This is a genomic window from Aeromonas sp. QDB31 (genome assembly GCF_027707605.1).
GTDB lineage: Bacteria > Pseudomonadota > Gammaproteobacteria > Enterobacterales > Aeromonadaceae > Aeromonas > Aeromonas media.
This window is the reverse complement of sequence record NZ_JAPCIX010000007.1, coordinates 187,705-211,461: the sequence shown is the minus strand read 5'-3', so window position 1 is coordinate 211,461 and position 23,757 is coordinate 187,705. Positions and strand designations below refer to the sequence as shown.

Here is a 23,757-nt window from a genome sequence, read left to right as displayed (position 1 = left end):
GCCATGCGAGAGTAGGACACTGCCAGGCACCCAATACAAGAAACCCCGCTCAATGAGCGGGGTTTTTTATTGCCTGACATTCACGGCAGCTATCTATATCTGACTGATTTACAACTGCATCCTATCTTCATCGGCCCTGCTCTACACAGGGCAGCACCATATTGACTATGCCGTCTTCCAGCTGGATGTCGATCTGGAAACCCAGCCGTTTGGCCAGGTTGATCATGCCGCGGTTGCTGGGCATGGTCATGCCTGAGAGCTGGCCGATGCCACGTTCCCTGGCGTAGCGCACGATTTTCTCCATCATCAACTTGCCAAGCCCCAACCCCTTTAGGTCGGATCGCACCAGGATGGCAAATTCCGCATCGGACTGGTCCGGATTGGAGATGGCGCGCACCACTCCCAGGATCTGCTGGTTGTAGGGCCCATCCTGCCCCACGGCGACGAAGGCCATCTCCCGGTCGTAATCGATCTGGGTCATGCGGGCCAGTTCTTCATGGCCCAGCTCCCCCACGTCGGCGAAGAAGCGCTTGTATCTGTCTTCATCGGAGACCTTGAGCACGAACTGTTTGTGGGCCGGTTCGTCCTCCGGTCGGATCGGGCGCAGCAGGACATGACTCTGATCCTTGAGCCAGGCCCCCTCCTCCAGTTCGGTGGGATAGGGGCGAATGGCCAGTGGCAGCATCTGGTGCCCTTCTTCCATCAGCACCAGCCTGGCATCCAGGATCACCATCTCTTCGCCACAGGCCTGCAGCGGGTGCAGATCCAGCTCCTGGATTTCGGGGAAGGCCAGCAGCAGTTCGGATAGCTGGCACAAGACCTGGCCGAGGGCATCGATATCGAGTCGTACCGGGCTGGCCTGTTCGCGGATCTTGCCATTCTTGAGGGCACCGATGATCTGGTAGCGAGCGAGCGCCTGGTTGAGCGGTGGCAGGGCCGCGACCATCTCGTGGGGTTCGGCACCTGACTCCCCGAGCAGGATGACGGGGCCGAACACAGGATCCTGCTGCAAGCGGATCCTCAGCTCCAGACCCCCGCTGCGGCGCGCCATGCGCTGCACCAGCAGCCCTTCTATGCGGGCCCCAGGGTCGTGCTGACGGACCCGGTCCAGGATGGCATCCGCCGCCTGGGCCACTTCCGCCGAGGTGCGTAAGTTCAGCATGACGCCGTGTACCTCGGATTTGTGGGCTATATCCGGTGAGCGCAGCTTAACCGCCACCGGGTAGCCTATCTGTTCCGCGGTCAGCGCCGCTTCGATGGCATCGGAAACGATCCAGGTCGACAGGGTGGAAAGGCCTGCCGCCTGCATGATGGGTTGCGCCAGGTGGGTATCCAGTACCCGTTGTTTGCGATCCAGTGCCTGGTGGAGCAACTGCTGACAGCGCTCGACATCGAGCCTGTCCCCTTGCAGGGAGGCGGGGGTCTCCATCAACTGCTTCTGGTTGCGGCGGTATTCCACCATGTGCATGAAGGCGGTGACGGCACTCTCCGGAGTACGGTAAGTCGGGATCCCGGCCTCATTGAACAGACGACGTCCTTCTTGGGCCGAGTATTCTCCCGCCCAGTTGGTCAGGATGTTGAAGCGCCTGGCTCTGGGGTGCTGCTTGAGGAAATCGATCAGACTGCTGGCCAGGGTTGCACCGCGAGCGGTGAGGGAGGGGGCATGGATCAGCAGGATGGCATCAGCTTTGTCTCCTTGCAGCAACTCGTCCAGCGCGGTTTTGTAGGCCTCCACATCGGCATCGCTGCCTATATCCAGAGGAAGCATGGCCATCTTGCCGCCGCGCGCCAGCAGCACGTCTGCAGCCATGTTGGCCAGGCCACGCCCGTTGGAGAGGATGGCGAGCCGTTCCCCCTTGAGGGTAAGAGAGTGGCTCAGGGTTTCGACGGTGGCAAACAGCTCATGGGTGTCTCGGACCCGCAGCATTCCGGCCCGGCGGATGGCGGCGTCATAGACGTTGTCGAGGCCGTTGGCCGGATCGTGGCGGCCGCTCTTGAGCACCAGGATGGGCTTGTTGCGAGAGGCGGCACGGGCGGCGGAGAGAAAGTGGCGGGCATCGTGCAGTTTGTCCATGTAGATCAGGATGGCGCGGGTTGTCCCGTCGCGGGAGAGCTGATCCAGCAGCTGGCCGAAGTCGATGTCGCAGTGATCACCAAGCGAAACGAAGGCTGAGAAGCCGAGTTCACGCTGTTTGGCCCAGTCGAGGATGGTGGTACTGACTGCCGCGGATTGCGACAAGAAGGCAACCTGTCCCGGGGTGGCGGCAATGGGGGAGAAGCTTGCGTTAATACCCTGCCCAGGCAACAACATACCCATGCTGTTGGGGCCGAGCAGGCGGATGCCGTATTGCTGGCAGAGCTGCCTGAGCCGCTGGCGCTCGTCGCCAGAGAACTGAGCAGCCAGTATGATGGCCGCTCCGGTTCCTTTCTTGCCTAGCTCCTCGATGAGCGGTAGTACCCGTTCGTGCCGGGTGCAGACGATGGCAAGATCCGGGGAGAGGGGCAGGCTGGCGATATCGGGATAAGCGAGCACGCCGGCGATGGCCCGGCTGTGGGGGCTGACCGGCAGTATAGGGCCCTTGAACTGGCCAGCGAGCAGATGCCGGATGACCACATGGCCAGCTTTCTGCGGGTCACTGGAGGCACCGATGACGGCAATCGATTGGGGTTTGAAGAGCCGATCCAGGCCGCTTGGTTTCATGGGCACTCCTCGTGACGGCCCCCGGTGGTGAGGGTGACGGATGGTGCCAGTCTAATACGCTTTCGGTGTTCGTTCTGTGACCCATTGCGGATCACGATCGGGTCAGGGCATTGGCACGGAGATAAAATCTCAGCTCACCCTGGATACGCCGCACAGTGGCCAGGTGCCTGTCCTGCACATAGACCTCCTGCTCCCGATCGAGCGGGGTGTGCTGGACTCCGAGGCTCTGCAGATACTCTGCAAACAGGATGGCGCTCTGGATTTCGACAAGATGCTGGCTCACGGCATGGCCCTTTGTGGTGAATGGGTTTACCGGCCAGTGTCCGCTCTTCTCCAGGGCTTTCATACTGACACATTTGACACTGATGTGGGGTCAGCCTCTGGGTCAGCGCAGCCCTCCCTGACCGCGTGCTGTGTCCCAGAAGGCGCGGATCAGCGGCTCCTCCAGCCGCTTCTTGAGCACGGCGATCCCCACGTCGAACGGCTTGAGGGCGGGCTTGGGTTCGACGATGCGTACCTTGTCCCCCATGGGGCTGTGGTCGATCACGGCGGCAGGCACCAGCCCCACTCCGAAGCCGAGCGCCACCATGGCGACAATCCCCTCGTTGCCAGCTACCTCGGCATAGATGTTGGGGGCGATCCCCTTGTTGCGGAACCACTGGTCACAGCGTTTGCGAGCCAATCCCTGCTCCGAGAGGATGAGCGGCAGCCGCTCCCAGTCGGGTTCTCCCTGCGAGAACCACTGGCTCGACTGCGGAGCGGCCCGGGGAGCGATAAACACCAGCGGCACCTGCTGCAGGCTGGCAAACTCCAGCTTGGAGGAGAGGGCATCCGGGCGGGCGGCAATGGCCAGATCGGCCTCGTCGGCCAGGATCTTGTCCACCGCCAGGGCGGGGTCGCCGGTCTCCAGCTTGATCTCCAGCTGGGGATAGCGGCGGCGAAAGCGCTCCAGCACCTCGGGCAGCAGGAAGTAGCTGGCGGTGACCGAGCAGAACACCCGCAGCCGACCCTGTAGCGGTTCATCGCTGCGCCTGAGCTCCTGCTTGAGCCGCCGCCACTCCTGCAGCAGGCTGCCACCGAACTCCCTCAGCTTCTCTCCCGCCGGGGTGAGCCGTACGCTGCGGTTGTCCCGTTCGAACAGCACGCAGCCGGTCTCCTGCTCCAACCGTTGGATGGCGCGGCTCAGGGTGGAGGGGCTGACCGCCATGGCGTCGGCGCTCTTGCCGAAGTGGAGGGAGTCGGCGAGGTGGAGAAACAGTTCGAGATTGCGAAGGTCCATCTTTGAATTCCTGCAACGGCGCTTGTGCCGACCATATATCGTCAGGCCGCAAGCCCCCGCGATACACCGGGTGGGGAAAACGGCCTGAGAATACCAAGAGTCACATTTCAATTTATGCAACGTACTGTTTCGAATATATCAGTTCAGGCAATAAGTGTCCCGCGCTATAGTGGCTTGGACAACGCCGCTACCCGGCATGGAATCAATCGAACGGAGCAATCACCATGGCTAACTATTTCAACACCTTGAACCTGCGTCAGCAGTTGGCCCAGCTGGGCAAGTGTCGTTTCATGCAGCGCGAGGAGTTCGCTGACGGTTGTGCGGCGCTCAAGGGCAAGAAGGTGGTGATTGTGGGCTGTGGCGCCCAGGGTCTGAACCAGGGCCTGAACATGCGCGACTCCGGGCTGGACATCTCCTATGCCCTGCGCAAGGCCGCCATCACCGAGAAGCGCGCCTCCTGGCAGAAGGCCACCGACAACGGCTTCGTCGTCGGTACCTATGAAGAGCTGATCCCGGCCGCCGATCTGGTGTTGAACCTGACCCCGGACAAACAGCACTCCGACGTGGTAAAGACTGTCATGCCGCTGATGAAGCAGGGCGCCGCCCTGGGTTACTCCCACGGCTTCAACGTGGTGGAAGAGGGTCAGCAGATCCGTGCCGACATCACCGTCGTCATGGTGGCGCCCAAGTGCCCGGGTACCGAGGTACGTGAAGAGTACAAGCGCGGCTTCGGCGTGCCGACCCTGATCGCCGTTCACCCGGAGAACGATCCCCAGGGTGAAGGCATGGCCATCGCCAAGGCCTGGGCCTCCGCCACCGGCGGCGACCGTGCGGGCGTGCTGGAATCCTCCTTCGTGGCGGAAGTGAAATCCGACCTGATGGGCGAGCAGACCATCCTCTGCGGCATGCTGCAGGCCGGTTCCCTGCTCTGCTATGACAAGCTGGTCGCCGAAGGTACCGACCCGGCCTACGCCGGCAAGCTGATCCAGTTCGGCTGGGAAACCATCACCGAGGCCCTGAAGCAGGGCGGCATCAGCCTGATGATGGACCGGCTGTCCAACCCGGCCAAGCTGCGCGCCTTTGAGCTCTCCGAGCAGCTGCGCACCCTGATGCGTCCGCTGTTCGAGAAGCACATGGATGACATCATCGCCGGCGAGTTCTCCCGCGGCATGATGGCCGACTGGGCCGAAGACGACGCCAAGCTGTTCGGCTGGCGCGAAGAGACCGGCAAGTCCGCCTTCGAGAATGCTCCTGCCTATTCGGGCAAGATCGCCGAGCAGGAGTACTTCGACAATGGCGTGGTCATGGTGGCCATGGTCAAGGCGGGTGTCGAGCTGGCGTTCGAAACCATGGTGGCCTCCGGCATCTATGAAGAGTCCGCCTACTACGAATCCCTGCACGAGCTGCCACTCATCGCCAACACAGTCGCTCGCAAGCGTCTGTACGAGATGAACGTGGTCATCTCAGATACCGCAGAGTACGGCAACTACCTGTTCGCCAACGCCGCCGTGCCGCTGCTGCGCGAGCACTTTATGCCGACCCTGCAAGCGGGGGACTTGGGTAGCGCCCGTGCCGAGAGCAAGGCCGTGGACAACCAGGCACTGCTGGCCGCGAACGAAGCGACCCGCAATCACCCCATCGAGAAGATCGGCCAGACCCTGCGTGGCTACATGAAAGACATGAAGCGCATCGCCGTCGGCGGTTAATGCCGGCGATGGAAGGGTGGGGGTGACGATCCCCGTCTTCTGGCTGGCTTAGACACCTGGCCAGATCTCTACAGGATGGCAACGCCGGCTCCCGGCAATAAAAAGCCCCGCTCAGTGAGCGGGGCTTTCGCATTCATAAAGAACTGAAAAATCAGGCCTTCCAGGATTTCCAGGTATTGATCAGACCGTTGGTGGAGCAGTCGTGGCTGGTGACAGCCTCGTTATTGCCCAGCTCCGGCAGGATCTTGTTGGCCAGCTGTTTGCCCAGCTCCACGCCCCACTGATCGAAACTGAAGATGTTCCAGATTGCGCCCTGTACGAAGATCTTGTGCTCGTACATGGCGATCAGGGCACCCAGGGTTTTCGGGGTCAGGCTCTTGAACAGTATGCTGTTGGTCGGGCGGTTGCCTTCGAACACCTTGAACGGTACCAGATCCTTGACCTGCTCCAGGGTTTTGCCAGCTGCCAGGAACTCGGCTTCGACCTGTTCCTTGCTCTTGCCGAAGGCCAGCGCCTCGGTCTGGGCGAAGAAGTTGGCCAGCAGTTTCGGGTGGTGGTCACCGATCGGGTTGTGGCTGATGGCCGGTGCCAGGAAGTCACAGGGGATCAGCTTGGTGCCCTGGTGGATCAGCTGGTAGAAGGCGTGCTGGCCGTTGGTGCCCGGCTCACCCCAGATGATGGGGCCAGTTTGGTAGTCAACCGGCTTGCCATTGCGATCCACGTACTTGCCGTTGGATTCCATGTTGCCCTGCTGGAAGTAGGCAGGGAAGCGGTGCATGTACTGATCGTACGGCAGGATGGCTTCGGACTCGGCACCGTAGAAGTTGTTGTACCACAGGCCAATCAGCGCCAGCAGCACCGGCACGTTCTGCTCATAGGAGGCAGTAGCGAAGTGCATGTCCATCTCGAAGGCACCTTGCAGCAGGGCTTCGAAATTTTCAAAGCCGACAGACAGGGCGATAGGCATGCCGATGGCAGACCAGGAGGAGTAGCGGCCGCCAACCCAGTCCCAGAACTCGAACATGTTGTTGGTGTCGATACCGAACTCGGCCACGGCCTTGCCGTTGGTGGAGAGCGCAGCGAAGTGCTTGGCGACGTGGGCCTTGTCACCGGCGATGTTGATGAACCAGTCGCGGGCGGTCAGGGCGTTGGTCATGGTCTCCTGAGTGGTGAAGGTCTTGGAGGCCACCAGGAACAGGGTGGTTTCCGGATCGATCTTCTTGAGAGTCTCGGCGATGTGGGTGCCATCGACGTTGGAGACGAAGTGCATCTGCAGGTGATTTTTGTAGGGGCGCAGCGCCTCGGTGATCATCACAGGGCCGAGATCGGAGCCACCGATACCGATGTTGACCACGTGCTGGATCGCCTTGCCGGTGTAGCCTTTCCACTCGCCTGAGATGATCTTCTCGCAGAAGCCCTTCATCTTGGCCAGTACGGCCTTCACTTCCGGCATCACATCCTTGCCATCGCTTTCGATGGGGCGGTCGGAGCGGTTGCGCAGGGCCACGTGCAGTACGGAGCGCCCTTCAGTCATGTTGATCTTCTCGCCATTGAACATGGCATCGATCGCGCTGTGAAGATCGGTCTCTTTGGCCAGATCGACCAGCAACTTGAGGGTCTCCTCGGTGATCAGGTTCTTGGAGTAGTCGACCAGGATGTCGCCTTGATAGGTGAGGGAGAACTTGTCGAAACGCTGGGGATCCTGGGCGAACAGATCTTTCAGCCGGGTCTCTTTGTTCGCTGCAAAGTGGGCTTCCAGCGCCTGCCAGGCCTGGGTCTGGGTTGGATTGATGTTTTTCATAGGATTATCAGTCTTCCAAGTTGTGTATGAACCTTGCAGGCAAGGCTCCCGCCAAACCTTATTATTCGAGCATTATACCGGGCCCATTGCGCGGCCCATGTAACAGAGCTTTACCAATTGTCTGCCATCGAAGGAGTTTACAACCAAAACGCTGCGATTATGAGTCACTCATGGCCAGGGGATCTTGAGTTTGCTCATACTTCACCCGGCTTGCACGGGTTGAAAGGGCTTTCATATATGGCTGGTCGCGACTTGTTGCCTGGCAAGTTCGTGTTACAGCTAAAGGGGTATCTGACAGCCGCTTTTTGGCTCGTTTTATGAGCAGGCGCAAATTGTCAGGGTTGGGTCTTGGCTAGCATATGAGCCGAATGGACGAGATCTCCCAGGGATGGCCACTGTCTGGAATGAGGAGATCGCAATGAAAGCTGTGTTGTCCCTGTTTGCCCTGAGCCTGATCGCCACCGGCCTCATCGGTCTGCTGACCATGGTACTGACCAGTGCGGCGCCTACCTTGCCGTTACGGGTGCTGGCGGTGATCGGTGCGGTGCTGGGGGGTTATGTGTTGGTGCAACCGCTGCTCAACCGGGTCGCACGCCGACTGGTGTAGTGGCGCCGATCCCTGTTTGCTGAGAACAAAGTCCGGCCCACATGGCCGGATTTTTTATGTCCGTCAGCGGGGGCCGGAAATGATAATGCCAGCCCGGAGGCTGGCATTATGCGTTGCAGCGGAACCGTGATCACGCCTGCGGTTTTTGCATGTGCATCACCATCTGGGGGAAGGGGATCTCGACGCCTTCGGCATCGAAGGTCAGTTTCACCTTCTCGTGGAAGTCGAACCAGACACCCCAGTAATCGCCCGTCTTGACCCAGGGACGCACCACGATATTGACCGAGGAGTCGGCCAGTGCAGCGACGGCGATGACGGCTTCCGGGTCTTTCAGAATGCGCGAGTCCTCGTTCACCAGTCGCTCCAGGATCTGCTTGGCCTTGCGCAGGTCGGAGCCGTAGCCGATGCCGAAGGTCATGTCGACCCGGCGGGTATCCATGCGCGAGTAGTTGACGATGGTGCCGTTGAGGATGGCGGAGTTCGGCACCACCACCATCTTGTTGTCACCGGAAGTGAGGGTGGTGGTGAACAGCTGGACGGATTGCACCACGCCATTGGTGCCGGCCACCTCGATGAATTCACCGGCCTTGATGGGGCGGAAGATGATCAGCAGGAAACCGGCGGCGAAGTTGGAGAGCGAACCCTGCAGCGCCAGACCGATGGCCAGACCGGCAGCACCGATAATGGCAACGAAGGAGGCGGTCTGCACCCCGACCCGGCCCAGGGCGGCGATCACTACGAACACCAGAATGGTGTACTTGAGGATGCTGCCGACGAAGTGGGTGACTGTGGTATCCAGCTTGCGGGTCTGCATCACCTTGACCACGGCGCTGCTGATGAGGTTGGCGGCGATGTAACCGATCAGCAGGGTGAGCAGGGCGGCGGCGATGTTGACCGCGTACTCGATGATCAGCCCCTGGTTGTTGACCAGCCAGGTCTGCGCTTCGGTAATGATCTCGGGTTCCATAGGATGTCCTGTTGATATGAAGGTTTATGGCGCATGAATCTAACACCGGAACGCGACAGCCTGGGTCGCATCTGATACTCGTCTCTCTTTTGTGCCACAAAAAGCAAGGGAGGCCAAGGCCTCCCTCTTAGTCGCAACCCCTATGGTGTATGAGGCGCATGTGATGTATGAACTCAGCTCTGTAGAAGTTGGCTGCGCATAAACTGCCACTGATCCTCGAACCCGGCGGTGGGCTTGAGCTTGAACTCGGAGCGGACGAACTGGCTGATGCGGCCCTCGGCATAGGCCAGCAGCAGGTTGGCCAGCATGGTCTCATCGAGCTGGAAGCCTTGGCCTTCCCGCAGCCGTTTCTCCCGCAGTGCTTGCTTGAGCTGGGTCTCCAGCTTGTCAAACAGGGCGCTGATGCGATCCCGCAGCCGATCGTGCTCGCCAAGCAGGGCATCGCCGTTGAGGATGCGGGTGATGCCGGGATTGCGCTCGGCGAACACCAGCAGCAGCTGCAGTATATGGTGGCAGCGGGCCATGGTGTCCTTCTCTTCGGCCATGATCAGGTTGACTCGTGACAGCAGGGAATCCTCGATAAAGTCGATCAGCCCCTCGAACATCCGCGCCTTGCTCGGAAAGTGTCGATAGAGGGCCGCCTCGGACACACCTACCTCGGCTGCGAGGCGCGCCGTGGTGATGCGCTGGCCCGGACTGGTTTCCAGCATGTGGGCGAGTGCCTGCAGGATCTGATCGCGCCGACTCTGTTTCTGGTTACTGCTTGCCATGGATTCCCCTAAAAAAAACAATGGCTTGATTCTGTTATTAGACACAAACCCCAAGGGGCTGTGTGGTCTTGTTATTGGCGACCAGAAGAACCAAACCCGCCTTCACCCCGTTCACTCTGATTGAATTCGTCGACCAGCTGGAAGCTGGCCTGCACCACGGGCAGGATCACCAGCTGGGCGATGCGTTCGCCGGGCTGCATGGTGAAGCTGTCGTTGCCGCGATTCCAGACTGAGACCATCAGCTGGCCCTGGTAGTCGGAGTCGATGAGGCCGACCAGGTTGCCCAGCACGATGCCGTGCTTATGACCCAGGCCGGAGCGGGGCAAGATGGTGGCGCACAGACCCGGATCCTGAATGTGGATGGCGAGCCCGGTCGGCACCAGGGTGGTGTCGCCCGGCGCCAGCGTGATCGGTGCATCCAGCAGGGCGCGCAGATCCATACCGGCGGAACCCGGGGTGGCGTAGGCAGGCAGCGGGAATTCTGTGCCGATACGGGCATCCAGGATTTTCAGTTCAATTTGTGTGTTCATAAATCGTTTTTCAGTTGGATCGCCAGGGGCGATCGAGTGGTTCAGCGGGTGCTTGTGTGGGCACTCGCATGTTCAATACGATCCGTGTCGCCACGACGCTTTCGTCTGTGGAAATGGCCCAGGGCTCAGGGTCGATAATGGCGTGCAATCAGGGCCACAAGGTGACGAGCCAGCGTCAGCTTATCGGCCAGGGGCAGGGCAGCTTGACCCCCTTGCCAGAAGACGGTCAGGGCATTGTCATCGGCGTTGAAGCCTTGACCTGCACGGGACACGTCGTTGGCGGCGATCATATCCAGCCGCTTACGTCGCAGTTTGTCGAGGGCGTATTGTTCCACATCCACAGTTTCGGCGGCAAATCCGACGGTGAAGGGTTTGTCTGACAAGGCTCCCACGGCGGCGATGATGTCGGGATTCTTGACCAGGGTCAGCGTCATCTGGTCGTTGTCGCCGGTCTTCTTGATCTTCTGGCTGGCGACCTGGGCAGGGCGATAGTCCGCCACGGCGGCGCAGCCGATAAAGAGATCGCAGTCACCGATCCTGCTCATCACAGCTTCGTGCATCTGCAGGGCGCTCTCCACGTCGACCCGTTCAACTCCCTGGGGGGCGGCAAGGGCGACAGGGCCGCTCACCAGTGTCACTTCGGCACCCGCCTCGCGGGCGGCGCGGGCGATGGCGTAACCCATCTTGCCTGAGCTGTGGTTGCTGATGTAGCGCACCGGATCCAGCGCCTCACGGGTCGGCCCTGCGGTGAGCAGCAGTTTGACCCCCGCCAGCAATGGCTCGGCAGTCAGCTGCTGGCAGCAGCGCTCCACCAGTTCGAGGGGATCCAGCATCCGGCCCGGGCCCACGTCGCCGCAGGCCTGGCTGCCGGAGTCCGGCCCCCACAGCAGGATGCCACGGCTGGCCAGGGTATCGAGATTGGCCTGGGTGGCGGCGTTGCGGAACATCTGCTGGTTCATGGCCGGCGCCAGCGCCACGGTTGCCGGGGTGGCCAGGCAGAGGGTGGTCAGCAGTTCATCCGCCATGCCGGCTGCCAGGCGCGCCATCAGGTTGGCGCTGGCGGGCGCGATCAGCACCAGATCGGCCCACTTTGCCAGCTCGATGTGGCCCATGCCCGCCTCGGCGGCCGGATCCAGCAGGCTGTCGGCGACCGGGTGGCCGGAGACGGCCTGCAGGGTCAGGGGAGTGATGAACTCCTTGGCGGAGCGGGTCATCACCACCCGCACCTCGGCCCCCTGATCTTTCAGGCGGCGTACCAGCTCGGCACTCTTGTAGGCGGCGATCCCGCCACTGACACCCAACAGGATGCGTTTATCGGCCAATCTCATCTGCTGCTTCTCTTTCGGCTCACTCTGACTGGTCGGCTAAGATAGCACAGGCGATGGACGACGACAGAGGCTGACATGGGGGAGTTGTGGTCGGGCTCCCGCGATTTTTTGCTATGTTTTCTCTCAATAGCCATGGGGGAGAGACAAATGAGCATCAAGGAGTGGCCGGAAGATGAGCGCCCCCGGGAGAAGCTGTTGCGCCGTGGAGCTGGGGTGCTGTCCGATGCGGAATTGCTGGCGATCTTCCTGCGCACCGGGGTCAGCGGCCTGAGTGCGGTGGATCTGTCCCGCCAGCTGTTGCAGCAGTTCGGATCCCTGCGGGCATTGCTCGGTGCCGAGCAACAGGCTTTTTGCGGTGCTCACGGGTTGGGGCCGGCCAAATATGCCCAGTTGCAGGCGGTGCTGGAGATGGGCAGACGGCATCTTGCCGAGCAGTTGCAACGGGGGGAGGCCCTCACGTCCCCCCAGCTGACCCGGGAGTATTTGCAGGCTCAACTGCGGGACAGGCCGCGGGAGGTGTTTGCGCTGTTATTGCTCGATAACCAGCACAGAGTGATTCAATTTGTTGAACTTTTCTACGGCACCCTGGATTCGGCGAGCGTCTGGCCCAGGGAAATCGTGCAGATCGCGCTCAAACATAATGCAGCCGCCGTGATTCTGGCGCATAATCACCCGTCCGGCGTAGCCGAGCCCAGTCGGGCCGACCGCCAGATCACGGATCGGATCCTGGCCGCCCTGGCCTTGGTCGATATCAGAGTGCTGGATCACTTGGTGATCGGTGACGGCATCACGGTTTCTTTCGCAGAGCGTGGTTGGTTATGACTGGGCTCTGGCACTGTATTAGTTGATCTTTGATCACGGATGCTGTATAAAATGCCGCCTTCTGTTTGCCCCGCAATCGAAGGCCAGCGGGGCAGATATTTGCTCGAGCAATGAAGTAAGATTTGGAGAGACTGACATGTCTAGAGTATGCCAAGTAACCGGCAAGCGCCCGGCAGTTGGTAACAACCGTTCGCACGCTAACAACGCTACCAAGCGTCGTTTCCTGCCGAACCTGCACACTCACCGTTTTTGGGTTGAGAGTGAAAAACGCTTCGTAAGCCTGCGCGTATCCGCAAAAGGCATGCGTATCATCGACAAGCGCGGCGTTGAAGTGGTTCTGGCTGAACTGCGTGCCAGCGGCGTTAAGGTATAAGGAATTAGATCATGGCTAAAGGTATTCGCGATAAGATTCGCCTGAACTCCAGCGCCGGTACTGGTCACTTCTATACCACTACCAAGAACAAGCGCACCATGCCCGAAAAAATGGAGATCAAGAAATTTGATCCCGTTATTCGTCAGCATGTGATCTACAAGGAAGGCAAAATCAAGTAATCACTTGATGCTGCATTCCCAAAAAACCCGGCTTAGTGCCGGGTTTTTTTATGGATGGAATTCAGTACACTGCCGCTTCAAAGGGAGGCTTGCCATGTTCAAATTGAGCCGCAAAGGCTGGAATAATGTGATCATAGTGGTGGTGCTGATAGTGATCACCCTACTGCACCGGCTGGAGCAAGCCCAGCAGGAGAACAGCGCCCAGCGGTCCCGTCCCCTGCTGCCCGAGTCTGCCGTGGTGTTGACCTGGCAGGGGCCGAGCTGGCAGATAGAGCGGATCGGCCAGGGTTGGCGCAGCGGGCCGGATCTGGGGCTCAGCAGCGCCCAGCTGGCCGCCCGCATCGAGACATGGCAAGGCTGGCTGTTGCCCCCGGGCGGGGCCGTGCGCGGCACCCCTGTCACCCTCAAGATATGGGTCGCCGGCCAGAGCGATCCGGTGGAAGTCGGGCTCTATCAGGATGACGGCAAGTTTGCCGCCCTGCTACCCCCCTCGACCTGGCTCACCCTGAGCCAGGAGCAGTACCGCGACCTGTTGCGTCCCACCCCCTGAACCCTGCCGTGAGCGAGAGGCCTGTCTATGCCTGAATTACCGGAAGTCGAAGTCAGCCGCCAGGGGATCTCTCCCTGGCTCACCGGCATCAAGGTGACCCGAGTGGTGGTCAGGGATGGCCGGCTGCGCTGGCCCGTGCCTGGCGAGATCCAGGAGCTGGTGGATCTCGTCATCCACAGGGTCAGCCGCCGCGCCAAGTACCTGCTGCTGGAGACCGATTTTGGCACCGCCATCCTGCACCTTGGCATGTCCGGCAGCCTGCGGGTGCTGGACATAGGCACCCCGGCCGAGAAGCACGATCACGTGGACATCGAGCTCGCCAACGGCAAGCTGCTGCGGCTCAACGATCCGCGCCGTTTCGGTGCCCTGCTGTGGACCCGCGAACCCGCCGTGGCGCACGCCCTGCTCGCCAAGCTGGGGCCTGAGCCGCTCACCGACGCCTTCAGCGCCGACTATCTGCGGGGACGAGCCAAGGGGCGCAGCACCGCCATCAAGCAGTTCCTGATGGACAACCAGGTGGTGGTCGGGGTGGGCAACATCTACGCCAACGAGGCGCTCTATGCCGCCGGCATTCACCCCAAGCGGGCGGCGGGTAACATCAGCGGCGAGCGGTTGGGGACCCTGGTGGCAGAGATCAAGCGGGTGCTGGCCGAGGCCATTCGCCAGGGAGGCACCACCCTCAAGGATTTCACCAGTGCCGACGGCAAGCCGGGCTATTTCGTGCAGCAGTTGCAGGTCTATGGCCGGGGCGGCCAGCCCTGTTTCCACTGCCATACCTTGCTGACCGAGGTGAGGATGGGCCAGAGAACCACGGTGTTCTGCTCCCACTGCCAACGCTGAATTACCGTTTTTTGGGCCATATCCTGCCAAGTTGTAAGAGAGTATTGCCAGTCTGTTGATGCCGCTTTCGTCCATGACTACTATCTCGCCAGTTCAGGCTGCGAGGTAATAAAAATGACAGCAGAATCAATAGACTGGGATCATTTATCCCGGCAGGGGTACTATTGCGCCCAGAAAATGGCCCGCTTCCTTTATCCCGATGACAGCGCCCGCAAGACCTTCAATCGCGGCAAGTTCGTGCTGCGCAGTCTGCTCTACCGGTCGCAGTTGAGCCGGGTGTTCGAGCTGTTTCAGACAGAACCCCTGAGGGCCCTGCCTGCCCACTATCCCGAGCTGCTCGACAAGCCGATGCGGCCCTATCGCTTCGCCTGCTCGACCGTGAACCAGCGGGTCAGGATGGTGGAGGATCACTACCGGCTGCTGCTGGCCCGTTATCCCGATCTCATCGCCCCGCTCTATCTGGGGGAGGGGATCGAACTCGGCCGTTACCCCGAGGGTGGCTGTCGCCTGGTGCTGCGCCACGACGGTACCTTCCGCCGGGAGGCCGAGCTGGCCCTCTCCATCGTCAACGATCAGGGGGAACGGCTCTACAGCTGCGCCTTCTCGCTGGCGGGCAGCGAGCATGAGCTGGCGCTGGTGATAGGCTCGGTGCAGGGGCCCGAGCCCGGTGTCGAGCAGCCCCAGGAGCAGGTACGGGCCCTGACCAAGGCGGGCCATGGCCTGAGACCCAAGTCGCTGGTGGTGATGCTGGTGATGGCGCTGGCCGCGGCCATGGGGGCCAGCCGTGTCTCGGCCGTGCGAATGAAGGCGCACATCTTCCAGGCCAGACGCTACAGCAAGAAGAAAAAAGCCTGCCTGCAGGCGGATTATGACGAGCTGTGGCAGGAGTTCGGTGCCCTGGATCAGGATGCCAACTTCGTGCGGTTGCAACCCGTGGTACGCAAGCCGCTGGAGGAGGTGGCCGCCAAGAAGCGGGCCATGTACCGGCGTCGCTACGCCTGGCTGGACGAGCTGGCGCTCCACTGTCAGCAGGTGCTGCACCGCGCGCCGGGCTGACGGCCGGGACGGGAGGCCGGGGCTGTGTCAGGCCGCCCCGACCAACAGGCTACCCTCGGGTAGCCTGTTTGCGTTGTCACTTCCCCTGTTTGGCGGAGATGGCCTGGGCCACCAGGGGATCGACGAACTGGTGGATGTCACCACCGTGCAGGGCCACTTCCTTCACCAGGGTGGAGGAGATGAAGGAGTTCTCTTCGGCCGGGGTGAGGAAGACGCTCTCCAGCTCCGGCATCAGGCGGCGGTTCATGTTGGCCAGCTGGAATTCGTACTCGAAGTCGGAGACGGCACGCAGGCCGCGGATCAGCACGTTGGCCTGCTGCTCCCTGGCAAAATCCACCAGCAGGCCGGAGAAGCCCACCACCTTGACGTTGGGCAGATGGGCGGTCACCTGCTGAGCCAGCAGGACGCGCTCCGCCAGATCGAACAGCGGCCGCTTGCTCGGGCTGTTGGCGACCCCGACCACCACCTCGTCAAACAGCCTGGCGGCCCGGCCAATCAGGTCGGTGTGGCCGTTGGTGATGGGGTCGAAGGTGCCGGGATAGATTACCTTGTTGGTCATGCTGCTGATTCCTGCAACCGGGAAAATTGGTCGCATTATAGGGTCTGTTGGTGGTTTGTCGCGACCGGGATGGTGCGGATTTCTGGCGCGACGCCCCAGGTTGGATCGCCCAAATCAGGGGCCCTTGGCGTCTTCGCTTGAGAATAGCCCGGCATCAGGCAAGAATACCCGCACCGCGCATCAAGCCTCCTTCTTTGGTGACAGGGAGCAAAGGGATTTTTTATGAAACGTATTCTGGTAGTCCGCAATGACAAGATTGGTGACTTCATGCTGGCTTGGCCGAGTTTTGCCATGCTCAAGCGCTCCATGGAGTGTCATGTGACTGCCCTGGTGCCCGCCTACACGGCGCCACTGGCCCGCCTCTGCCCCTGGATCGACGAGATCATCCTGGATCCGGGTGCCCGGGCCGACAAGGAGCAGCAACGCGCCTTGCTGGCCCGCATCAAGGCGGCCGCCTTCGATGCCTCCATCTGCCTCTTCTCCAACACCCGTAACGCCAAGCTGGTGTGGAAGGCACACATTCCCTACCGGCTGGCCCCGGCCACCAAGCTGGCCCAGGTACTCTACAACCAGCGGCTGGTGCAGCGCCGTTCCCGCTCCCAGAAGCCGGAGTACGAGTACAATCTCGATCTGGTGCGCCGCTTCCTCGCCGACCAGCAACTGAGCGTGGTGGAGCCTCAGGGACCTTATCTCAGCTTCGATCCCGAGAGCCTGCAACAGGTGCGCGAGCAAGTCGCCAGCCGGTTGAAGCTAGATGCGGGCCGCCCCTGGTTGATGGTGCACGCCGGCAGCGGCGGCTCGGCCAACAACCTCTCCATCGAGCAGTACTCGCGCCTCATCATCAAGCTCAACCAGGCCTGCCCTGAATTGCAGTGCGTGCTGACGGCTGGGCCCGGGGAGGAGAGCAAGGCGGAACAGCTGGCGGCCGAGCTGCTGGCTCACGGCGGCAACGGCTGGATCTATCGCTCCGATGAGGGGCTGCCGAAGTTCTGTCAGGTGATGGCCAATGCCGCCCTGTTCGTGGCGGGCAGCACGGGGCCGCTGCACATAGCCGCGGCGCTGGACGTGCCGACCATAGGCTTCTTCCCGGCGCACCGCTCAGCCACGCCGCTGCGCTGGCGCCCGCTCAACAGCGAGGGGCGTCATCTGGCCTTCAGCCCGCCGGAAGACAGCGACCACCCGGAAGACATGAGCCAGCTCGATCCCAAGACCATGGCAGCGGCGATCGCCCGCTGGGCACCGCCGTTCTGGCGGGCAGAAAGCTGAGAATGCAGACAGGGCCCCTCGGGGCCCTGTCTCGTCATGGGGGTGTCGCCATGTCGGCTTATTTGGGTGCTTGGTCCGGTGCCTGGGGTTGCTGGCGGATCCAGAGGTCCGCGTACTTCGCGAAGGTGGAGTGGGCGGAGAGGATGGCCAGCAGCAGCCCCTGCTTGCCATCGAGGAAGCCGGCCTTGAGCAGGTACATCTTGAGGAAGCAGCCGATGGCGTGCACCAGCCCCTGACCGAGGGAGCCTTTCTTGCCGCGAGCGGTGCGCTGATCAGCCCAGGCCCGGGCGTAGCCGGCGGATTTGACCAGATAGTGTTCCAGATCCCGGTAGGTGAAGTGGAGCAAGTCGCCGTGCAGATTGACGATCTTCATGTTGGCCCGCACCTCCACCTTCTCGTGTACCAGTGCCTCGTTGTAGCCGGTCAGCGCCCTGGGGTAGAGGCGCAGCACCCGATCCGGGTACCAGCCGCTGTGGCAGATGAAGCGACCGAACACCCAGGAGAGGCGGGGGATGGAGTAGATGGTGTCGCTGGCCGGACTGGCCATGACGGCGGCGATGGCCGCCTTCAGTTCAGGCGTGAGCCGCTCGTCTGCATCCAGCCACAGCACCCATTCGGACTGGACATGAGACTGGGCGAGGCGGCGCTGGCGACCGAAGCCAGGCCAGGCGGTGTTGACGAAGAAGCGGGCGCCGAATTCGGCGGCGATGGCGGGGGTGTCATCCTGACTGCCGGAGTCCAGGATGACGATTTCGTCCACCAGGCCATCGAGGGAGGCGAGGCAGGCGCGCAGGTTGTCGGCTTCGTTCTTGACGATCAGGACGGCCGCCAGGGTCGGTTTTTTCACAGGGTCTGGACTCTTGTTGGCACCCGGCGGGCGGGTCATGCTCGGATTGGCGCCCATTCTAGCCTAAAACCCCGGCCGGGGCATGGGCCCGCTGCCCCTGAAGGCCTCTTGCGCATCAGGCAGGTATCTTCTGTTATTTCTTCGGCCTTTCTTGGGGCATAATCTCGCCCAGTAACGATTAACAGCCGGGCCAGTCCCGAGAGAAGACGTGCGATGAAGATATTGGTGATCGGCCCCTCCTGGGTCGGCGACATGGTGATGTCCCAGAGCCTCTACAAGGCGATAAAGGCGAATCACCCGGACAGCGAGCTGCATGTGATGGCGCCGGCCTGGTGCGTGGCCCTGCTGGAGCGGATGCCCGAGGTGGACAAGGCCATCCCGATGCCGCTCGGCCACGGTGACTTCAAGCTGGGGGCCCGCCGCCGGCTCGGCAAGCAACTGGCCGCCGAGCAGTACGATCAGGCCATCATCCAGCCCAACTCCATGAAGTCAGCGCTCATCCCCTGGTTCGCCAGGATCCCGGTGCGGACCGGCTGGAAGGGGGAGCACCGCTTCGGCCTGCTCAACGACATGCGCAGCAACAAGCAGGCCTTCCCGCTGATGGTGGAAGCCTATCTGGCGCTGGCCTACCCCAAGGCACAGATGAAGAGCCGGAGCGACATTCCGTCCATTCCCCATCCCTCCCTGCACGTGGATCTCATCAACCAGGGCAAGGCGCTGGAGCGGCTCGGCCTGAATCGCGCCCGCCCGGTGCTGGTACTCTGCCCGGGGGCCGAGTTCGGCCCGGCCAAGCGCTGGCCCGAGGGGCACTACGCCGTGGTGGCCCAGAAGCATCTGGATGAAGGCTGGCAGGTGTGGATCTTCGGCTCCGGCAAGGATGTGGAGGTGGCCAACACCATCCGCGACCGGATCAATCCCCTGTCGCGACCCAACTGCCACGTGCTGGCGGGCAAGACCAGCCTGCACGAGGCGATCGATCTGATGGCCCTGGCCGGTCGGGTCATTGCCAACGATTCGGGCCTGATGCACGTCGCCGCCGCCCTCAACCGGCCGCTGATCGGCGTCTACGGCTCCACCTCGCCGCTCTACACGCCGCCCCTGGCGGACAGGGTGGAGATAGTGCACACCGACATCGAATGTCGACCCTGCTTCAAGCGCACCTGCAAGTTCGGCCACCTCAAGTGCCTGATCGAGTTGATGCCGGAGCAGGTCATCGAGGCGGGCAAGCGACTGGAGCGGAGCGAGTCGGAGGATCTGGTGATCGCGCAGCAGCCGGTGGCGGACCCCGCGACCGGCGGCGAAGGCCAGTAGCATGATCTATCGGCTGCTCTACAACCTGCTGATCCACCTGGGCCTGCCGCTGGCACTGCTGGCGCTCTACAAGCCCAAAAAAGGCAAGCCCGGCTTCGGCAAGCGCTGGGCCGAGCACCTGGGACGGGCACCTGCCACAGGGCAGGAGGCACCGCTCTGGATCCATGCGGTGAGCGTGGGGGAGACGCTGGCCATCAGCCCCTTCATTCGCGCCCTCAAGGCGGAGCAGCCCTCCTTGCCCATACTGCTCACCACCACCACCCGCACCGGCGCCGAGCAGGCGGCCAAGCTCGGGGATCTGGTGGAGCATCGCTATGCGCCCCTGGACTACCCCTGGGCCGTCTCGGCATTTCTGGCCACCTTCAAGCCCCGCGCCCTCTGGGTGATGGAGACAGAGCTGTGGCCGAATTGGCTGGCGGCCTGCGAGGCGCGCCACCTGCCGGTGACCATCCTCAATGCCCGGCTCTCCGAGCGATCCTGCCAGCGCTATGCCCGCTTCCAGGGCGCCTTCGATGCCCTCAGCCGTCCGCTGACCCACCTGCTGTGCCAGCACCAGGACGACGCGGATCGCTTCCATCGTCTCGGCATAGGCCGCGAGCGGCTGGCAGTGACCGGCTCCATCAAGTTCGACATCCAGCTGGGGGACGAGGTACAGGCCAAGGGGCGTGCCCTGCGCCAGCGTCTGGGACAGGACAGGCCGGTCTGGATCGCTGCCAGCACCCATCAGGGGGAAGACGAGCAGGTGCTGGCTGCCTTCGATCGGGTGCTCAGGGCGCACCCGTCGGCCCTTCTTATCCTGGTGCCGCGCCACCCCGAGCGCTTTGCCCGGGTGGCTGAGCTGTGCGCCCCTTACGGCTGCGTGCGGCGCACGGCGGGCAGTGCGGTCGGCGAGAGCGACAAGGTCTATCTCGGCGATACCATGGGGGAGCTGCCGCTGATGCTGGCGGCCGCCGATCTGGCCTTCGTCGGCGGCAGTCTGGTGAAGATTGGTGGTCACAACCTGCTGGAGCCGGCGGCGCTCGGCAAACCCTGCCTGACCGGCCCCGCCTACTTCAACTTCAGCGACATCACCCGCCAGCTGGTGGCTCAGGGGGGCGCCGCCGTGGTGGCGGATGCCGAGGCGCTCGGCGACAAGGTAAATGCGCTGCTCGGCGATGCGGGCGCTCGCCGCCAGATGGGGGAGCAGGCCCGTGCCGTGGTGCTGCGCAACCAGGGGGCGCTGGCGCGCACCCTGTCCCACTGCCTCGCCGCATTGGAAAACGACTAGCGCGGGCGGCCTGGGTGGCCACCCTGCCTCTATCCTGTCGTTCCGTGGGTAAATCGTCGCAGGCAATCCGGCCCGCTTTCCTTTATGCTCTGCCCTTTGTCTTGACCCTGTGATGCTCCGATGAACCGCGCCCCCCTGCTGTTGATGATGCTGGTCACCCTGCTGGCCGCCGCTGGCTGGCTCTTCTCGAAAGAGGCGATCCGCGAACTGCCCACCGCCGCCTTTATCGGCAGCCGCTTCCTGCTGGCCGCCCTGCTGCTGTTGCCACTGGCATGGCTGCGCGAGCCGCCCCCCAGTCGTTCACAACTGCTGCGCGCCGCCGGCTGTGGCACCCTGCTCGGGGCCAGCCTGCTGTTCTGGGTTACCGCCATCAGTCAGAGCGATGCGCTCGGCAGCGGTGCCTTCATCATGAGCGTGGCCACCCTGATGGCACCGCTCGCCGCCTGGGCGGCGTTCAAGGCCAGACCCGGCCGCCACTACTGGCTGACTCTGCCGCTTGCCGTCGCCGGCCTGCTGCTGCTCTCGAGCAGCACCCACTGGGGCGTCTCTTTGTCGCTGTTCTGGTTTCTGGCGGCGGCCGCCACCCTGGGGGTCCAGCTTGCGGTGCACCGCCATTTCGCCCAGTCCATTCCCCCCACCTGGCTCACCTGCATCCAGTTGGCGGTGACCGGCCTGCTCGGCACCCTGCTCTCCCTGCTGACCGAGCAGTGGCCCGCCAGCATCAGCTCTGGCGTCTGGGGCTGGTTTGCCGCCAGCGTCCTGATCGCCACCACCCTGCGTTACTGGCTGCTCACCCACGCCCTGAGCCGGATGACCACGGCCCATGCCGCCCTGCTGATGCTGCTGGAACCCGTCTGGACCCTGATCCTGAGCACCTTCTTCTATGACGAGCCGCTGGGCGCCGCCAAGCTGACTGGCGTCGGCCTGGTGCTGGGGGCACTGGTGCTCTACCAGCTCCCACTGCTGCTGCGCAGTCGCAAATTCAAATCGTCCAACGAATAAAAAGCTGCACCCCGGCAAGAACGGGTGGTTATCAGCCATAAAAACGGGCCTGCACTTGCAGACCCGTTCTTTTTGGCAGGGAACCGTCCCATGGTCGCGCCTCCATCAGGTCATGGGCATCCATGACTTCGACGACAGGGTGGTGGTGGCTCAGGTTGCGGGGGATTGAGCGACGAGGACATACCGTTGAGCGTCCTGGGGATATGACATAAAAAAGCCCCCGGGTGGCGAGGGCTGGTGCATCGGAGACGGGGATCACTCGATGTTTTGAATTTGCTCGCGCATCTGCTCGATGAGGACCTTCAGTTCGACGGCGGACTGGGTCACTTCGGCGTTGATGGACTTTGAACCCAGCGTGTTCGACTCGCGGTTGAACTCCTGCATCATGAAGTCGAGACGACGACCGCAGGCCCCTCCCTTCTTCATGATCTTGATGGTTTCGCTGATGTGCATCTCCAGGCGATCCAGCTCTTCGGCCACGTCGATCTTCTGGGCCAGCAGCACAATTTCCTGCTCTATGCGGGCCGGATCCAGCTCCACCTTGGCCTCGGCCAGGCGGTCGGTGAGCTTCTGGCGCTGCCATTCGATGATTTGCGGCAGGTGCACCCGCACCTTCTTCACTTCCACCTGGATGCCATCCAGACGCTGCTGGATCAGTGCCTTGAGGTTGGCCCCTTCGCTGGCGCGGGAGGCGAGGAAATCTTCCATGGTCAGATCGAAACCGCCGAGCAGTTCGGTGGCGACCGCATCCATGTCCTGCTCGGCGGCGGCCATGACCCCCGGCCAGCGCAGCACGTCCACCGGGTTGAGCTGGCCCTGGCCCGCCTCTTTCATTACCCAGTTGGCGCTGTCGATGATGAGTTTGGCCAGCTCTTCATTGATATGGAGCTGGCTGGCGGCGGCTTGCGCTGCCTCGAACCTCAGGTTGCACTCCACCTTGCCGCGTTGCAGCTTGGCACGGAAACGCTCACGCAGGACTGGCTCCAGGCTGCGCAGCTGCTCCGGCAGGCGGATGTAGGTTTCCAGATAGCGCTGGTTGACCGAACGAATTTCCCAAACGGCTGTGCCCCAGTCGCCCTTGAATTCCTTGCGGGCGTAGGCGGTCATGCTGTGAATCATTGATTGTTCCGGGCTTGATGAAGTGTGCGGCCAGTATACTCAGCCAGGCTTGCCCCGTCAGCCGATGCCGTGGTTTTAGCGGCTGATATTTGAGTGGTGATCGCTTATACTCCTGCGCCAATTCAGCCAGCCCAGAGGTCAGTCCCATGTCCCGTCCCAGCGATCGCAGTGCCGCGCAAGTGCGCCCGGTTACCATCACCCGCAACTTCACCAAGCATGCGGAAGGATCTGTGCTGGTGGAGTTCGGCCACACCCGCGTGCTGTGCACCGCCAGCGTCGACACCAGCGTGCCGCGCTTCCTGAAAGGCAAGGGCCAGGGCTGGGTCACCGCCGAGTACGGCATGCTGCCGCGCTCCACCCATTCGCGCATGAACCGCGAGGCGGCCGCCGGCAAGCAGAGCGGTCGCACCCTGGAGATCTCCCGCCTGATCGCCCGCTCCCTGCGCGCCGCCGTGGATCTGACCGCCCTCGGCGAGCACTCCATCACGGTGGACTGTGACGTGCTGCAGGCCGACGGCGGCACCCGCACCGCCGCCATCACTGGCGCCTGCGTGGCCCTGGTGGACGCCCTGAACTGGATGGTCGAGAAGGGCATGCTCAAGCAGAGCCCGCTCAAGCAGATGATAGCGGCGGTCTCCGTCGGCATGTATCAGGGCGAAGCCATCTGCGATCTGGAGTATGTGGAAGACTCTGCCGCCGAGACCGACATGAACGTGGTGATGACCGAAGACGGTCGCATCATAGAGGTGCAGGGCACCGCCGAGGCAGAACCCTTTACCCACGAGGAGCTGCTGGCGATGCTGGCGCTCGCCAAGGGCGGCATCGACGACATCATCGCGCTGCAGAAGCAGGCGCTCTCTTGAATTTCTGATTTGAA

Annotated in this window: 24 protein-coding genes; 13 read left to right on the top strand and 11 right to left on the bottom strand. The window is 62.4% G+C overall.

Annotation, left to right across the window (positions count from 1 at the left end):
- Positions 1–127 precede the first annotated feature (127 nt).
- The 3 genes from PG898_RS10215 to ilvY form a co-directional block, all read right to left on the bottom strand.
- Positions 128–2,701 (bottom strand): bifunctional acetate--CoA ligase family protein/GNAT family N-acetyltransferase, encoded by a 2,574-nt coding sequence (locus tag PG898_RS10215; RefSeq protein ID WP_161507751.1) that lies wholly within the window; start codon positions 2,699–2,701, stop codon positions 128–130.
- Positions 2,702–2,792: 91 nt separating this feature from the next.
- On the bottom strand, positions 2,793–2,984 hold the full coding sequence (locus tag PG898_RS10210; RefSeq protein WP_005323772.1) for a hypothetical protein: 192 nt from the start codon (positions 2,982–2,984) through the stop codon (positions 2,793–2,795).
- A gap of 102 nt (positions 2,985–3,086) precedes the next feature.
- Positions 3,087–3,980, bottom strand: a complete 894-nt coding sequence (ilvY, locus tag PG898_RS10205) for an HTH-type transcriptional activator IlvY (RefSeq protein ID WP_005323770.1) — start codon at positions 3,978–3,980, stop codon at positions 3,087–3,089.
- A gap of 224 nt (positions 3,981–4,204) precedes the next feature.
- On the opposite strand from ilvY, the gene ilvC reads away from it, so the two are divergent.
- Positions 4,205–5,686, top strand: coding sequence for a ketol-acid reductoisomerase (ilvC, locus tag PG898_RS10200; RefSeq protein ID WP_161507750.1), 1,482 nt, complete (start codon positions 4,205–4,207; stop codon positions 5,684–5,686).
- Positions 5,687–5,837: 151 nt separating this feature from the next.
- On the opposite strand, the gene pgi is transcribed toward ilvC, so the two are convergent.
- A complete protein-coding gene (gene pgi, locus PG898_RS10195) occupies positions 5,838–7,487 on the bottom strand; it encodes a glucose-6-phosphate isomerase (protein ID WP_161507749.1) in 1,650 nt (549 codons plus the stop codon).
- 418 nt (positions 7,488–7,905) lie between these two features.
- On the opposite strand from pgi, the gene PG898_RS10190 reads away from it, so the two are divergent.
- A complete protein-coding gene (locus PG898_RS10190; RefSeq protein WP_005323764.1) occupies positions 7,906–8,094 on the top strand; it encodes a holin in 189 nt (62 codons plus the stop codon).
- A gap of 130 nt (positions 8,095–8,224) precedes the next feature.
- On the opposite strand, the gene PG898_RS10185 is transcribed toward PG898_RS10190, so the two are convergent.
- The 4 genes from PG898_RS10185 to coaBC form a co-directional block, all read right to left on the bottom strand.
- Positions 8,225–9,061: a mechanosensitive ion channel domain-containing protein gene (locus PG898_RS10185; RefSeq protein WP_005323762.1), complete on the bottom strand. Its 837-nt coding sequence runs from the start codon at positions 9,059–9,061 to the stop codon at positions 8,225–8,227.
- A 173-nt stretch (positions 9,062–9,234) separates the two neighbouring features.
- On the bottom strand, positions 9,235–9,831 hold the full coding sequence (slmA, locus tag PG898_RS10180; RefSeq protein WP_005323760.1) for a nucleoid occlusion factor SlmA: 597 nt from the start codon (positions 9,829–9,831) through the stop codon (positions 9,235–9,237).
- A 71-nt stretch (positions 9,832–9,902) separates the two neighbouring features.
- A complete protein-coding gene (gene dut, locus PG898_RS10175) occupies positions 9,903–10,361 on the bottom strand; it encodes a dUTP diphosphatase (RefSeq protein ID WP_005323758.1) in 459 nt (152 codons plus the stop codon).
- Positions 10,362–10,486: 125 nt separating this feature from the next.
- Entirely contained in the window at positions 10,487–11,689 is a 1,203-nt protein-coding gene (gene coaBC / locus PG898_RS10170) for a bifunctional phosphopantothenoylcysteine decarboxylase/phosphopantothenate--cysteine ligase CoaBC (RefSeq protein ID WP_041206610.1), read from the bottom strand.
- Between the two features lie 147 nt (positions 11,690–11,836).
- Here coaBC and radC point away from each other — a divergent pair, with 147 nt between their 5' ends.
- From radC to PG898_RS10140, 6 genes are all read left to right on the top strand, one after another.
- Positions 11,837–12,511, top strand: coding sequence for a RadC family protein (gene radC, locus PG898_RS10165; RefSeq protein WP_042648929.1), 675 nt, complete (start codon positions 11,837–11,839; stop codon positions 12,509–12,511).
- 136 nt (positions 12,512–12,647) lie between these two features.
- The gene (gene rpmB, locus PG898_RS10160) at positions 12,648–12,884 is read left to right on the top strand and encodes a 50S ribosomal protein L28 (RefSeq protein ID WP_005307492.1); all 237 of its coding nucleotides are present in this window, start codon (positions 12,648–12,650) and stop codon (positions 12,882–12,884) included.
- An 11-nt stretch (positions 12,885–12,895) separates the two neighbouring features.
- Positions 12,896–13,063 (top strand): 50S ribosomal protein L33, encoded by a 168-nt coding sequence (gene rpmG / locus PG898_RS10155; protein WP_005323752.1) that lies wholly within the window; start codon positions 12,896–12,898, stop codon positions 13,061–13,063.
- 94 nt (positions 13,064–13,157) lie between these two features.
- The gene (locus PG898_RS10150) at positions 13,158–13,613 is read left to right on the top strand and encodes a hypothetical protein (RefSeq protein ID WP_042648922.1); all 456 of its coding nucleotides are present in this window, start codon (positions 13,158–13,160) and stop codon (positions 13,611–13,613) included.
- Positions 13,614–13,640: 27 nt separating this feature from the next.
- Positions 13,641–14,453: a bifunctional DNA-formamidopyrimidine glycosylase/DNA-(apurinic or apyrimidinic site) lyase gene (gene mutM / locus PG898_RS10145; RefSeq protein WP_161507748.1), complete on the top strand. Its 813-nt coding sequence runs from the start codon at positions 13,641–13,643 to the stop codon at positions 14,451–14,453.
- 177 nt (positions 14,454–14,630) lie between these two features.
- Positions 14,631–15,509 carry a VirK/YbjX family protein gene (locus tag PG898_RS10140; protein ID WP_161507882.1) on the top strand — a complete coding sequence of 293 codons (879 nt, stop codon included), beginning with the start codon at positions 14,631–14,633 and terminating at the stop codon, positions 15,507–15,509.
- Positions 15,510–15,585: 76 nt separating this feature from the next.
- On the opposite strand, the gene coaD is transcribed toward PG898_RS10140, so the two are convergent.
- Entirely contained in the window at positions 15,586–16,068 is a 483-nt protein-coding gene (gene coaD / locus PG898_RS10135; protein WP_005323744.1) for a pantetheine-phosphate adenylyltransferase, read from the bottom strand.
- 222 nt (positions 16,069–16,290) lie between these two features.
- Here coaD and PG898_RS10130 point away from each other — a divergent pair, with 222 nt between their 5' ends.
- Entirely contained in the window at positions 16,291–17,334 is a 1,044-nt protein-coding gene (locus tag PG898_RS10130; protein WP_161507747.1) for a glycosyltransferase family 9 protein, read from the top strand.
- Positions 17,335–17,392: 58 nt separating this feature from the next.
- Here PG898_RS10130 and PG898_RS10125 read toward each other — a convergent pair whose 3' ends face one another.
- Positions 17,393–18,181 (bottom strand): glycosyltransferase family 2 protein, encoded by a 789-nt coding sequence (locus PG898_RS10125; RefSeq protein WP_161507746.1) that lies wholly within the window; start codon positions 18,179–18,181, stop codon positions 17,393–17,395.
- Positions 18,182–18,394: 213 nt separating this feature from the next.
- On the opposite strand from PG898_RS10125, the gene waaF reads away from it, so the two are divergent.
- The 3 genes from waaF (at position 18,395) to PG898_RS10110 (ending at position 21,761) form a co-directional block, all read left to right on the top strand.
- Positions 18,395–19,492, top strand: a complete 1,098-nt coding sequence (gene waaF, locus PG898_RS10120; RefSeq protein ID WP_161507745.1) for a lipopolysaccharide heptosyltransferase II — start codon at positions 18,395–18,397, stop codon at positions 19,490–19,492.
- A gap of 1 nt (position 19,493) precedes the next feature.
- Positions 19,494–20,759, top strand: coding sequence for a lipid IV(A) 3-deoxy-D-manno-octulosonic acid transferase (gene waaA, locus PG898_RS10115; RefSeq protein ID WP_270823844.1), 1,266 nt, complete (start codon positions 19,494–19,496; stop codon positions 20,757–20,759).
- Between the two features lie 120 nt (positions 20,760–20,879).
- Positions 20,880–21,761 carry a DMT family transporter gene (locus PG898_RS10110; RefSeq protein WP_161507743.1) on the top strand — a complete coding sequence of 294 codons (882 nt, stop codon included), beginning with the start codon at positions 20,880–20,882 and terminating at the stop codon, positions 21,759–21,761.
- 255 nt (positions 21,762–22,016) lie between these two features.
- Here PG898_RS10110 and PG898_RS10105 read toward each other — a convergent pair whose 3' ends face one another.
- Positions 22,017–22,880 carry a YicC/YloC family endoribonuclease gene (locus PG898_RS10105; RefSeq protein WP_163157541.1) on the bottom strand — a complete coding sequence of 288 codons (864 nt, stop codon included), beginning with the start codon at positions 22,878–22,880 and terminating at the stop codon, positions 22,017–22,019.
- 146 nt (positions 22,881–23,026) lie between these two features.
- Between PG898_RS10105 and rph the strand changes: the two genes are divergently transcribed.
- Complete coding sequence (gene rph / locus PG898_RS10100) at positions 23,027–23,743, top strand: ribonuclease PH (RefSeq protein ID WP_025328763.1); 717 nt, start codon at positions 23,027–23,029, stop codon at positions 23,741–23,743.
- The last annotated feature ends 14 nt before the right edge of the window (positions 23,744–23,757 follow it).